We start from the raw sequence: 12,889 nt of genomic DNA on the forward strand, positions 1-12,889 counted from the left end.
GATGGGCCTGCCATCATCATTCACACAGCATGGCTATACTTGTTTGGCTTCATGCCACAAGTCCTCGCCTTCGTGGCGCACAATCATCTGCGTACCGAACTGCATGCATCTCTTTTAGTCTGCTCCGACGCAGAGCCCTGTAGGCGTGGCTCTTAATCTCTGTTCCCTGCGCATTGCTCCTTGTTTTGAATTTTGTCTTTGTTGGCATCTGCTCCCATTGTGAGGCAATCCACCAATCCAGTTCATTCAATACGATGTTTGCAAGCAATGGCGACAAAATACCTCCTTGCGGGGTACCCCGTGCGGGATATGTTTTCTTCCCATTTGGCAGAACAACAGGTGCTTTCAGCATCTCTTTTATAATGCATAACAGCTTTTTGTCCCGGATTCCCAATGCCCATATCTGACGAATCAGCTTTGTATGGCTGATATTATCAAAGAAGCCTTTAATATCGAGGTCAACCACATGGTACAGATGCTGTACCTGTATCAGCCTCATGCATTGCGCAATAGCAGTCTCAGCGGAACGGTTCGGGCGGAACCCGTTGGAGTTCTCACTGAATTTTGCTTCACATATCGGCTCCATGACCTGCAAAATACATTGCTGTACGATCCGATCCACGATAGTTGGAATTCCCAGAGGTCTGGTCTTTCCATTGGGCTTTGGTATCTCCACTCGCCTTACGGGTCGTGGATGATAATTACTGAATTGTTTCCGTATGAGACGGACGTATTCTTCCTCGCTTAACTTTGCAAGGTCGGCTATCGTCCTTTTATCCACTCCCGAAGTATCACTTCCTGTATTCTTCTTTATCGTTCTGTATGCAAGCTTGATATTTTCTTCACTCTCGATGATTTCCATCAGATGGTTGAATGTTTTATCTTTCTTACTTTCTGCATACAGCCTGTCAAAAGTACCCTCCATGTCGTAATACTCTGAGTTGCGGATTTTTCTCTGTTTACTTTTCCTTTCTTGCTGCCCCGAAGTCAACACAGGCATCCTCTCCCTTCGGTTTGGATTTTCTTTGTCATACTCGAAGCTGTGTTTGTTGTGTTTTCATTTTCATTGCTGAATTCGACTTGTGGCTATCCCTCCACCGCTTACTTATTCACGGCTTCACAGGTACTGTGCCACTACTCTCACTGGAATAAAGAATGGTTATTGCCCTCTCGCGAAGGTATTCCCATCCACCACATCACTGGCTTGCAACCGCCTCCGTGTTCCCAGCTTTCCACGTTCCGATATTCCTATCATTGGATATCTTTAGGTTCTTCCTCTAAGCCTGTATCTGGTCATGCATAACCGCACCGCCTGTAACGATGCATGGACTTTCATAACAACCAATTTTACTCGCCCACAGATACCACCATGAAAGGTGTACTGCCTTTTGACAGCATCAACGTTTAGACTCGTACATTCAGAATTTCGTCAGTATTTTCATACATTCTCACCATGGATATCCGACCCCCGGCATATAGGCAACACCATCCACCTCTGGACAGCTTTCGTGTCTGGTCTGAAAACCAGTCTTACGGTTGCTCTCTGCCGACTTCACCGAGCTCTATAAACTTTTGGAGAGAGCCGTTGCATGCTCCCCGCCATTCGGAGTATCAGGGTGGCGCTTCGGGACGTTACCCCCTCATTTCACCCATCGGAATATCAGTTCTCCAAAGTTTCGGGCTACAATTGCCCTTCGACTTTGTGCGTAAGCTTTTCACTTACGAACGTGTCGCACGGTTGTCGTTGCCGTAGCCTTCAAGCAGGTTGATGGCTCCCCAGATACCGAGACCTGCGCCAAGGGCGATAACGAGAGTCTGAAGAACAGTTACTGCGCTGTTGAAAAATGCCATATACTTTTCCTCCTGATATTTGAATTGGATTTTGAAATGAAAAAAGCCCTCCGCAATACCGGAAAACCGGTCGGGGGGCAGAAATAAAGGGACTATTCAACTGCAATCATATTTATCACCACCACCTTTCAGGGAAAATCGGGTCAATCTTCTTTGTCGGTGCGATTCACCAAGCCATCCCTTGCTTTCGCAATCTTCTGGATACGGCTTGTCAGCTGAGCAATCGTTGCATTGATTTCATGCTGATTGTCCGCATAGAAGTAGCCATCATAATCGCTGCAAATGGGTTCACCTTTGCTTCGCAGCGAATTGACAATTCTTCTGATTTCTGACCCTTTTACATGAAAAACGGCTTCAAGCGTTTTACTTGAAACCGGATTGTTGGAACCTCTGTAATACTTGGACAGGTATTCACAGAACGCTTCCTCAATATTGAATTGGGGAGTTTTATCCATTGAAAACCTCCTTTAATCGGCATCAACGACTATAAATTCATCACCTGCCTTTAATTTCAGCCTGCGGCTCAGAAACTGTTCGATGTTGAACTCATTCTTTTTGTCGTAGTCTGATGTGTATTTATAATTTGGATGCTGTGTCAGATCGTACTTGTCAGACAGAAACGGTCTCACACCACGCAGCTGTAAGATGCACTTGCCACCATCCAGAACTGCCAGCTCATCCACGGTAGCAAGGTCTTTGCCCAGCTTCTGATAATTCATGCCGTAGGACGTGCTGTTTCCTCTGGTATTCGAGGTGTTGTAGGTGTCGATGGTTTCTTTCCCAAGCGCCTGATTCAGCTCTTTCAGCGTGGTCGGCTCAGAACCGCCGAGGAAAATACGGGAATCCATGTTGCCGATGATGGTGTCCGAGTTGTCCTTATAAATAGCTTTCAGCTGAGACTGTGCCTGAAGGACAAGGCAGGCAGAGATTTCACGGCTTCGGATGGTCGCAACCAACTTTTCCAGATTGGGAATCTGACCGATATTTGCTGCTTCATCAATCAGACAGCGTACATGAACCGGCAGTCTGCCGCCATACACATCATCTGCTTTTTCGCAGAGCAGGTTGAACAGCTGGGTATAAATCATTGAGATCAGAAAATTAAAGGTCGCATCCGTATCCGACATAATCAGGAACAGCGCCGTTTTCTTATCTCCAAGAGTATCTAACTGCAATTCGTCATAGGCTGTAATGTCCCGGACTTCCTGAATGTCAAAGGGAGCAAGTCTTGCACCGCAGGAAATCAGAATACTCTTTGCCGTTTTGCCGGCAGCCAGCTTATACTTCTTGTACTGACGAACCGCAAAATGATTTGGATTTTTCTTTTCCAGAGCCTCAAACATCAGATCAACCGGATTCTGGAACTCCTCGTCATCCTCACGCACCTCCATTGCGTTTAAGAACTCAATCAGAGTTGAGAAGTTCTGTTCCTCAACCGGGGCTTCGTAATGGATATAGCCAATCAGGGCGCAGTACAGAAGGGTTTCTGCTTTCGTCCAGAACTCATCACCGGCTTTCCCGTCGCCTTTGGTGTTGGCAATCAATGTCGTCACCAGCTTCAGAATGTCTTTTTCTGAATGGATATAGGCGAATGGATTGTAGTGCATCGACTTCTTAAAGTTGATGGTGTTGAAAATCTTGATGTTATAGCCATGCTTCAACAGGGCATTGCCGCACTCAATGACAATGCTGCCTTTCGGGTCTGTGACAACATAGCTGGAGTGCATCTGGAGAAGATTTGGTTTCAGCCAGAACCTTGTCTTTCCTGAACCTGAACCACCGATAATCAGAACATTCTTGTTTCTGGCATTGGCTGGATTCTTCGGTCGGTTGGACATCATCAGCCGTTCTGTTTTCGTCAGGATGATGTTGTCCTCAAACTTTGGAGCAGCGAACGGTTCCATGTCTTTTGCTGTACCCCAACGGGCAGAACCATACTCCACATTGTGCCGGTACTTCTTGGCGTTTTTGCTTTTCAGATAAACCGCAAGCCGAAGCCCTGCGCCACAGGCAATTCCCACCAGCAAATCCAGCGGGTAAAAGCTGGGAAGTGGATTGCCCAGAGCAATCGGAAGGGCATAAAAAAAGCTGAGGATTTTTGCAGAAGAATCTGCACCCTCAGCCAATCGCCATGCTTCTCCAAAATTCGTTGCAAACAATCCCACCAGAATATACGGGATGTTCAGAATCAGGAGCTTTTTTAAATTGATTTTGCTCATCACAAATCACGCTCCTGTTTCTTTTCCCGAACCTTCCTGGGGATAGCTGCTACCATCTCTTTGAACTTCTTCAGCTGTGCCAGAACGCTCGGTTTCTTATCCTTCGTTAATGACCTTGCCTGATGTTCCTTACAGATAGCATCCAGGGCATCTGCATCCTTGGAACGGACAAAGACCAGATAACGGGGAGGATCAACGGACTTATCTTTTCTTACGGCAAAGTCCACACCGTATTTCTTGGCGAGCCTTTCAAAATCCCGAATACCATCCTTATCAATTTCCACATTGGTGGCACCCTGATTCTGTCCCAGCAGCTGCTTCACGGACTGTTTTCCGTGAACTGCCGTATCTCGGATTCCTTTTCTCGCCTTGACCTTTTCCCGGTGCTGCAAATACTTGCGAATACCGGCAATGACACTTCGAGCAGTCAGCCGTGTCGTGCTGATTGCCAGATTTATTGTCCTGTTTTCAACTTCTTCCTGCATGAATCATCACCTCCTGCAAGCAGTAGAGTGAGGGTCATCGTGCCATATCTCTGCGGTCGTAGTACAGATTTCCTCTGGCGACATTGGCATGGCTGATAATCTTGATATTACCGGCTTTCTGATTATCCAGAGCTTTCTGATACCCGGCTTCGCCCAGATACAGGCGGTTCCTTTCGCCTTTCCATCCAACAAGAGATTCATTGGTCAGCACATCAAAGATAATCATATGCTTTGTTGCTTCATCGAATCTTACCAGGTCCATATAGGTGTGTCCCTGATACTCCTTGGCCCCTGCCTGTATCCTGCGGCGTTCCATCAGTTCTGCAATCGTTGAGCTTCTTTCCATGAAAACCTCCTTACAGCGAATCCCTATCAGGGCTGCTCTTGCGTGGTGCGGGGTCAGCCTTGATAGGCGCATCTTCTTTTTTGACCTTATCATCGGGCAACGGCAAAGCCATAATACTGCGCCCCATGCGGACGAAGGTTTCAGGCTGATGGAAGTGTTCCTCAAACTGTTTCATCAGCTCCGGGGAAAGGGAAGAAAAATCCTCCTCACCCAAACCAACGACCAGAAAGTCACCGGCGATAATGTCATAGATCTCGCCGTCCTCGTCCCGCAAGGCACGATTCAGGTCTTTCCCCATGATTTTTCCCTCATCGTGCATCACCAATGCGACAGGCTCATTAAATGGGTAAACGGCTTCAATGTCGCCACCAACAGCTTTCTGCATATCCTCCAAATCGCAGCCGATCTGAACCTGCTGGGGATACATATGGGGCTTTACCAGAAGCACCGTCATGGTTTCTGCCTGTTCCTGCTGAATCTCACGTTCCTCGGTAATACCAAACTGAACGCCGGTAAAGTTTTCGGAGTCCAGAATATACTCGGAATTGTAGTAGGCTGATCTGACCTGATCTTCTGCATCAGCACGGGACTTGGCTTCCACCGTTACCGTCTTTTCCAGTGTTTCGGTGATCTTTACATCATATTCCTTCAAACCTCATTACCTCCATTTCCTCAGATATAAGAAAAGCGGCCATCCATGAACCTGTTACAGTTCATAAATAATCGCTTCATGTTCCCACTGGGGGACACACATAGATTCCAGTTCCTCGATCAGTTCCTCCGGGGAAAAGAACAAATCTTCCGCACTTTTCAAAATCTTTTTGAAAGCCCGGTACTCCGTCACATAGCCGGTATCGTCAGAGCCGATCAGCATTGACACACAGCGGACAATGGCAAAGTTCATATCCTCCATAAGCCACAGCTCGGTTTCATAGGTGGTTTTGATTTCATCTAAAACCGCCTGTTCCACATCGGAAATAATGAGGCAGGCACGCTGGTCAAACAGTTCCATGCCACGGTAATCGAAGCATTTCTCATAGCCACCGGTTACGGAATACTGATATACCGTCTGTGCCGCACCTCGTAATGCGGTGCAAACCTCCGGCAGACACAAACCACCGGCATAGCCGATCTCATCTTCATCATACCCCTCATAATCTTCGGGAGAAAACAGCTCGAACAGCCAGTCGATTGCTTTGCTCATTTCTCTTTCGCTGAACATTGGCGTTCACCTTACCTTTCCATAGATTTCTCTCGTTTTTTCTGCCACTGTTCCAGCAGCTGAATGATTTTATCCTCCATCTGCTTGCTGGTATAGGACTTCGGAAAGTATTTCCGCAGGGAGTCCGTTTTGAATGTTACCCTGTCCAGCTCGCCCTTTTTAACCTCATTCATAATCTCGCACATAGCATCCAGAGTACACTCGCCCTCCTGTGCGAGCTTTTTGATTCTCTGCGCCTGCGAAAGAGAAGGAGCTGCTTGGGCATAGTCCATTGCGGAAAGAAAATCCTGCTGTTCTTCTCTTGCGAGATAGGAAAGCTCCACGGCTGGATTAAATTTTATCTGACCGTTATCCACCATATCCAGAATTTCAGGAATAAGTTCGGTCAGACGGATATAACGAAAAATCTGGTTTTTACTTGTGCCAAGTTCCTCCGCCATTTCCTCGCTTGAGGTCTTTCCAAAATTATTCCCAACTTGGGAATAATTTTTTTCGGACGGTCTGCCTGCCTGATGTCGCATTGCATCCAGCTTCATTTTATAAGCATAGGCTCTTTCACTCGGCAGAATTGTTTCCCGCTGTAAATTCGCATCCACCATTAAAATTATGGCGGCATCATCATCCAAATCACGGACGATAACAGGCATGGTTTCTTTCCCGGCAAGTTCTGATGCACGATGTCGCCTGTGACCAGAGATAATCTCATAGCCGCCATCCGGGTCGGGACGAACAATCGCCGGGGTGAGAACCCCGAAGTCACGGACGCTCTCAACCGTTTTCATCATATCTTCATCGTCTACCACCCGGAAGGGATGTCCCTCAAAGGGGTGCAGCTCAGAAAGCGGAATTTCCTGAACTCGTTCCTGCTGGGCTTCAGCTCGTGACTGATCGGTAGAGAAAATATCATCGTAACCCTTCAAGCTGATGTTTGCGCCTTTTTTCTGCATTTTTTAACACCTCCTTTGTCAGAACTCGGTAGGCATCAGCGACTTTGCCCTTGGGGTCGTGCTTAAAGATACTCGCTCCTTCCGCACTGATTTCCTCCGCACGAACAGAGCGTGGAATGTCCGTCTTGTAGACTTTCAGTTTTCCTCCATAGCTCTCACGGATCAGATTGCTGATGTCCTTGGAATAATTGGTTCTGCTGTCCACCATCGTCAGAAGAATACCCTCAATTTTCAATTTGGGGTTAATCTGTCGCCTGACCTTGTTGATGGTTTCCAATAGCTGTTCCAAGCCCTTTGCCGGAAGATATGCCGCCTGAACTGGTATCAGCACATTATCCGCAGCTGCCAACGCATTGACTGTCAGCATACCCAAAGAGGGCATACAATCCAGAAGAATGTAGTCATAGTTCTGCTTGACCGTATCCAGGTACTGACGGAGAATGGTCTCCCTGCTCATAGCATTGACCAGAGAAACCTCCAAACCGGATAGTTCAATGTTGGCGGGCATCAAGTCCACGCCCTCCGGGTGATGAAGAATGCCTTCGCCGGAGGCAATCGGCTTTTCCATCATAATCTTTCCCATCATGTCGGAAAGGGTGGGAGACAACGTATCCGGGAACGGATTTCCCAGACTGACTGTTAATGAAGCCTGCGGGTCCGTGTCTACCAACAGAACCTTTTTGCCCTCCATTGCCAGTCCCACACCCAGATTTTCCGTGGTTGTGGTCTTGCCCGTTCCGCCTTTCTGGTTGACTACGGCGATAACTGTCGCTTTTTTCGCCAAAATTCATCACCTCGCATTCTTTCATGTGTGCGCTTCATGTTTACCACCTCCCTCCAAGTTTCCCCGAAGCCATATCATGCCTGACCTTTGCGTCATAATGAGCGCTTATGGTGTAGGGGGCGTTGTATATCGAAGCAAGTAAATACTGCTTGATATTGCGAACATCGGTTGTGTTCTCTTTGAAAGAACTCATTACAAATCTGATGTGTTCAGAATCCAGCTTCATAAAACTGCTTTTTACAATTTCAATCGGCTTATCATCACTGGCAATCCGGATTTGCTGACGATTGCTGCACATGACCTCAACAATCAGATGCAGTATCAGATCGAGTATCTCATGGTCATACGGATAATCCTGTTTCAGATAGTCCATGGAAAGCTGTTCATAAAAATACTGATAATATCGGGTAAATTCGTCAGTCCCATCGACTTCATTTCCACAAAAACCGGAAGGAAAGAAAGGATCAGTATCACTCAAATCAATATATTTAATATCAGTATTATTACCTTGTCCTTTTGACAGTTCCTGAATTGTGTTTTTGACAACTCCAGAATTGTCCTTTTGACAATTCAAGAATTGTCTTTCCACAGAACCGGAAATGAAGTTCTTTACATAGATCAGGTTCGGTTTCCCAAGTCCCTGTCGCTTGCGTTCTATCAAACCACATTTCTTTTCCAGCTCATCCAGCAGCTTCACCGCTTTCTTTTCGGCACAGCCTAACGCCCCTTTGATCTCTTCAATGGTGAAGATGATATAGACACGGCCTTCCTCGTCCAACCAACCATTCCGAGCTGACAGGTTCATGCGGTCAAGCAGAATACCGTAAAGAAGCTTGGCATCGGTTGATACATTCCAAAAGCAATCCTCGGTGAACAACACCTTTGGAACACGGTAGAATGTGAACATCTCCGCTTGCTGACCATAGAAATAATCATACGTCACTCATTCTCACCACCTCTTTCTGCGGGAAATGCTCCTTTTTCAGAGGGGTTCTGCGGAAAGTCGTATCCTTCAGCTTGTACGGACAGCGGACAAAAAAGCAGAAGCGGTACTTCCATCGTGGCTGATAATTCTCACAGTCTTTGCAGCACTTCGGCTTATCACGGCGATTGTATTCATACTCATACATATCAACGCACCCCCACTTCCTTCATAATCTTCCTGGTACACCAGCCGATGCAGGGATGAACCCGCCCATAAGGACAACCTTCACATTCCGACTTCGGCTTTGGGGGTACGGAGATTAAGTAGTAGCAATTCTCTTCGCCCAGGCAGCAGCCCTTTTTATTGTTTTTCCAGAAATGGCAGTAACGGCAGTCGTTTGGCTTGTCTGGGGAATAGACGATCTTACTCAAAAATCAAACCTCCAATCTTTCAGATTTACCCATGAATTTTGGGCATAAAAAAAGAGCGTCTATCCATCCCCGATACAGGGGCAAATAGACGCTCTATGTACATGGTAATATTCAATTTTATTTCTTATAACGGCTTAGCACTCGGAACATCCGCCTTTTGTATTAGCAAGGTTTTTAGCACGATTTTTCACCTAATTAGCTGGAAGGGCATTTTCATTAGCAAAAACGGCCCTTTTTCTGCTAATGATTAGCAGAAATTTTTGCCTTATCACAGCAGTTCGATTTTTTAGGGCTTGTCAAAAATCAGAATTTGAAGTAAAATTTGAAAACATTATTTCGTCTCCGCAATCACACAGGAATTTGTTAAAAAAAGCCGAAAGTCCTTGAAAACAAAGGCTTTCGGCGTTGTTTGCTGGCGTCGCTAAGAGGACTTGAACCTCCGGCCTACCGCTTAGGAGGCGGTCGCTCTATCCAACTGAGCTATAGCGACGTATTGTCATCTATGATTATAGCCCGACGAAAGTCGAACTGCAATCCCTTATTCAATTTTTCTCCGGTGGCCGTTGTAACGTAACCTTAGGAGCTGCCCGTTGATTCCTTGTAAGGCGTTGTGTGACATCTTTGTGCACTGTAGCGTACTGTTGTATGATTGGTGATCCTCACATGCCTTGGATGATTCCTCTCTAAGCGTTTCATCCAGAAAAACTATACTTAAAATACTTTTCTGCCTCTATAGATGAAAGATATTCTCTTTTATTGTCATTCAAACATCGTAAAACCATCTTTTCATCTAAGGAAGGATATGTCGCATAAACCTTTCTGTTTCCAACCAAACCATTCTTTTTTAATTCTCTGAAAACCGAATCGAGAATATCAGAACAAAATTGCAACATACTAAAACTATCATATGGATCCATGTCCAATGTAATGGGATATGGAAAGAAAAAAATAGCATTTTCGCTTTCCTGAACTGTTTTCAATCTTTTCACCAATGTTTTATACAACTTCAGTTCGGTAACACTATGCTGTCCTCTTTTTTCAATAATCAATTCTCCAAATTCTGCTTCTTCGTCCATCATATAAACAAGCCACTCTCTTAAGCTACCTTTATTGCTACATATAAGTATGCCTTCTTTTCTATCAAATGGAAGTTTTGCCTCATACTTTTCTAATGTGATTGTATCCACAAAATCACACTCATTATTAGACTGGTTCTCATTTCTAATATATCTATTAGGAAAAACAATCTGAGACTGATTCATAAGATTCAAAATCAATACTTCATAGTTACCACTTTGTATAAACTCTTTAAATTCATCAGATATTACTGCAAATTTTTTCAGCTCCAAATGTAATCCCTCCTTACATTTTCTGCAATAAATTTTACCATGTTCCTTTATTTTTTCAATATTTATTCTTTGATAGTTTGCATTATGAGAAGTTCGCTGATGGCAGCGTGAAATGTATTGTAGATGAGATACCGTTTGAGCTGCCTGACAGATGGACGTGGGCAAGATTTTCTACCATAACAATTAATCGTGATAGTGAGAGAAAACCTATATCATCATCTCAACGAACAGGTGTTGCTAAAATCTATGATTATTATGGAGCTTCAGGTAAGATTGATAAAATCGATAAATACATTTTTGATGAAAAACTTTTGCTCATAGGCGAAGATGGAGCGAATCTTTTGACACGCAATAAACCGATTGCATTTTTTGCCGAAGGGCAATACTGGGTAAATAATCATGCTCATTGTATAGATGCTACTGATAAATTTATTTTGGAATATCTTTGTTTTTATATCAATGCAATTAGCCTGGAAAAATATGTAACTGGATCAGCTCAACCTAAAATGACGCAGGACAATATGAATTCTATTCTGATTCCATTACCCCCATATAGTGAGCAAAAACGTATAAGTCAACAGCTCAATGAAGCGATGTCCGTTGTTGATATCATTGAAAATGGAAAATCAGATGTTATGGAACTTGTTTCGAAAGCAAAATCCAAAATTCTCGACCTCGCTATTCGTGGGCAGCTTGTGCCACAGAATCCGGATGATGAGCCTGCTTCTGTTCTTCTGGAACGTATCCGTGCAGAAAAAGAAGAACTCATCAAGCAGGGCAAAATCAAGCGTGACAAGAAGGAATCCATCATCTTCAAAGGTGAGGATAACTCTTATTATGAAACTATTGGCAAAGATACTGTTTGCATAGATGAAGATCTTCCGTTTGATATACCAGATTCTTGGCATTGGGCTCGTCTGAAAGATGTATTTATTATCAATCCTCGAAATAAGTTAAATGATGACTTTGATATATCATTTATTCCTATGCCTTTAATAGATGACGGATATAGTGGTAAACACACTGCAGAGGTACGTCAGTGGAAAGAAGTTAAAACTGGATTTACTCACTTCGCAGAGGGTGATGTTGGTGTTGCTAAAATTACTCCTTGTTTTGAAAATCGTAAATCTATAGTTTTTACAAATTTGACCAATGGATATGGAGCAGGAACAACGGAACTTCATATATTGAGACCTATTGGTAATAGTATCATTTCGCAATATTTATTGGCATATTTGAAATCTGACTATTTTGTTGAAAATGGGAAGCAGACTTTTACAGGAGCCGTAGGCCAACAACGTATCAGCAAAGAATATGTTGAAAATGCATATTTTCCGATCCCGTCTAAATCAGAGCAAGAATGCATTGTTCAAACAATAAACAACATGTTTGAATATCTAAATGTAATTTCGGACGCATTATCATAATAAATCAGCCGCCTTCACATGAGGGCGGCTGTACTTTTACCATGTTACAATTTTATCTACAAGCGCTTGCTGTTCGCTGGCAGTACGGCGCAGATATATACGGGTGGTTTCGATACTTTCATGCCCCATAAGGTCGGCAAGCAAAGCAATATCATTGTACTTTTCAAGAAAATTCTTTGCGTAGCGGTGTCGGAAAGAATGAGGATAAACTACCTTTTTATCAAGACCATATTTGTCAGCATAATTCTTTAATTGCTGTGAAATACCACGGGTAGTAATGCGATTACCATAACGATTCAAAAATAAATAGCCGGAAGAACGTCCTGTTTCCTCCAGCCATGCAATAGTTTCTTCTCTCAATTTCTTAGGAATAAACAATCGACGAAGCTTTCCACCTTTCGTATATAAATCAAAATACCCAAGTTCCACATGCTCAATCTTTATGCGAATAAGCTCGCTAACACGGGCTCCGGTAGCAGCAAGATACCATACTACAAAATACCATTCCATATTTCCGTCCTTTTTTAACTGACGCTTTAGGAACTTATAATCAGCATTACTGATTACATTCTCCAAAAAGCTTTTCTGCTGAATTTTCACAGCTTTGAGCCTGAGTTGTGGTTTTCCAAGATAGTCCAGATACTTATTCATAGCCTGAATTCTTAAATTGACAGTTTTAGGCTTGAAATGTTCCATCAGAAACCCTTTGTATGCAAGCAGATTTTCTGATGATACCTGTTCGTAGTTTGCAGTAAAATAATTTACCGTCCATAGATAAGATTCAATGCTGTTTTCTGCGAGGTTATCCTTTTTCAGATATTCCTCAAATGCAATTTTTGTCTTCATAAAAAGACACCTCCATAATTTATTTGCGATCATTCGCTAAATAAATTATAGATGTAC

At 44.0% G+C, this 12,889-nt stretch carries 14 protein-coding genes, 1 tRNA gene and 2 pseudogenes; 1 reads left to right on the forward strand and 16 read right to left on the reverse strand.

The annotated features are described in order from the left end of the window. Window positions 1-82: 82 nt before the first annotated feature. The 15 genes and pseudogenes from ACTNDS_RS16060 to ACTNDS_RS16130 all read right to left on the reverse strand — a co-directional run. Window positions 83-994: pseudogene (locus tag ACTNDS_RS16060) on the reverse strand (reverse transcriptase domain-containing protein); the annotation flags it as partial. Between the two features lie 728 nt (window positions 995-1,722). After that, window positions 1,723-1,851: pseudogene (locus ACTNDS_RS16065) on the reverse strand (Maff2 family mobile element protein); the annotation flags it as partial. A gap of 143 nt (window positions 1,852-1,994) precedes the next feature. Continuing rightward, on the reverse strand, window positions 1,995-2,306 hold the full coding sequence (locus tag ACTNDS_RS16070) for a hypothetical protein (protein WP_441036785.1): 312 nt from the start codon (window positions 2,304-2,306) through the stop codon (window positions 1,995-1,997). A 12-nt stretch (window positions 2,307-2,318) separates the two neighbouring features. After that, window positions 2,319-4,070 carry a VirD4-like conjugal transfer protein, CD1115 family gene (locus tag ACTNDS_RS16075; RefSeq protein WP_441036786.1) on the reverse strand — a complete coding sequence of 584 codons (1,752 nt, stop codon included), beginning with the start codon at window positions 4,068-4,070 and terminating at the stop codon, window positions 2,319-2,321. Then, window positions 4,070-4,555: a DUF3801 domain-containing protein gene (locus ACTNDS_RS16080; protein WP_321691789.1), complete on the reverse strand. Its 486-nt coding sequence runs from the start codon at window positions 4,553-4,555 to the stop codon at window positions 4,070-4,072. The genes ACTNDS_RS16075 and ACTNDS_RS16080 overlap by 1 nt, the downstream gene beginning before the upstream one ends. Window positions 4,556-4,589: 34 nt before the next feature. Further along, window positions 4,590-4,901, reverse strand: a complete 312-nt coding sequence (locus tag ACTNDS_RS16085) for a DUF5720 family protein (protein WP_441036787.1) — start codon at window positions 4,899-4,901, stop codon at window positions 4,590-4,592. A gap of 10 nt (window positions 4,902-4,911) precedes the next feature. Continuing rightward, the gene (locus ACTNDS_RS16090; protein ID WP_441036788.1) at window positions 4,912-5,553 is read right to left on the reverse strand and encodes a DUF3846 domain-containing protein; all 642 of its coding nucleotides are present in this window, start codon (window positions 5,551-5,553) and stop codon (window positions 4,912-4,914) included. Window positions 5,554-5,607: 54 nt separating this feature from the next. Further along, the gene (locus ACTNDS_RS16095; RefSeq protein ID WP_441036789.1) at window positions 5,608-6,123 is read right to left on the reverse strand and encodes a hypothetical protein; all 516 of its coding nucleotides are present in this window, start codon (window positions 6,121-6,123) and stop codon (window positions 5,608-5,610) included. Window positions 6,124-6,134: 11 nt separating this feature from the next. Continuing rightward, window positions 6,135-7,070: a ParB/RepB/Spo0J family partition protein gene (locus ACTNDS_RS16100; protein ID WP_441036790.1), complete on the reverse strand. Its 936-nt coding sequence runs from the start codon at window positions 7,068-7,070 to the stop codon at window positions 6,135-6,137. Continuing rightward, a complete protein-coding gene (locus tag ACTNDS_RS16105; RefSeq protein ID WP_441036791.1) occupies window positions 7,027-7,854 on the reverse strand; it encodes a ParA family protein in 828 nt (275 codons plus the stop codon). The genes ACTNDS_RS16100 and ACTNDS_RS16105 overlap by 44 nt, the downstream gene beginning before the upstream one ends. Window positions 7,855-7,894: 40 nt before the next feature. Beyond that, the gene (locus tag ACTNDS_RS16110) at window positions 7,895-8,797 is read right to left on the reverse strand and encodes a DUF6017 domain-containing protein (protein WP_441036792.1); all 903 of its coding nucleotides are present in this window, start codon (window positions 8,795-8,797) and stop codon (window positions 7,895-7,897) included. Beyond that, window positions 8,787-8,984 (reverse strand): hypothetical protein, encoded by a 198-nt coding sequence (locus ACTNDS_RS16115; RefSeq protein WP_441036793.1) that lies wholly within the window; start codon window positions 8,982-8,984, stop codon window positions 8,787-8,789. Before ACTNDS_RS16115 ends, ACTNDS_RS16110 begins: the two co-directional genes overlap by 11 nt. 1 nt (window position 8,985) lies before the next feature. After that, window positions 8,986-9,210 (reverse strand): hypothetical protein, encoded by a 225-nt coding sequence (locus ACTNDS_RS16120; RefSeq protein WP_441036794.1) that lies wholly within the window; start codon window positions 9,208-9,210, stop codon window positions 8,986-8,988. Between the two features lie 413 nt (window positions 9,211-9,623). Next, window positions 9,624-9,700 (reverse strand) — tRNA-Arg (locus ACTNDS_RS16125). A gap of 202 nt (window positions 9,701-9,902) precedes the next feature. Then, a complete protein-coding gene (locus tag ACTNDS_RS16130; protein WP_441036795.1) occupies window positions 9,903-10,559 on the reverse strand; it encodes a hypothetical protein in 657 nt (218 codons plus the stop codon). A gap of 107 nt (window positions 10,560-10,666) precedes the next feature. Between ACTNDS_RS16130 and ACTNDS_RS16135 the strand changes: the two genes are divergently transcribed. After that, entirely contained in the window at window positions 10,667-11,986 is a 1,320-nt protein-coding gene (locus ACTNDS_RS16135; protein ID WP_441036796.1) for a restriction endonuclease subunit S, read from the forward strand. 36 nt (window positions 11,987-12,022) lie between these two features. Here ACTNDS_RS16135 and ACTNDS_RS16140 read toward each other — a convergent pair whose 3' ends face one another. After that, on the reverse strand, window positions 12,023-12,832 hold the full coding sequence (locus ACTNDS_RS16140; RefSeq protein ID WP_441036797.1) for a tyrosine-type recombinase/integrase: 810 nt from the start codon (window positions 12,830-12,832) through the stop codon (window positions 12,023-12,025). Between the last annotated feature and the right edge of the window lie 57 nt (window positions 12,833-12,889).

The sequence above is a fragment of the Blautia sp. HCP3S3_C12 genome (genome assembly GCF_052064155.1).
In the GTDB taxonomy this organism is placed as follows: domain Bacteria; phylum Bacillota; class Clostridia; order Lachnospirales; family Lachnospiraceae; genus Blautia_A.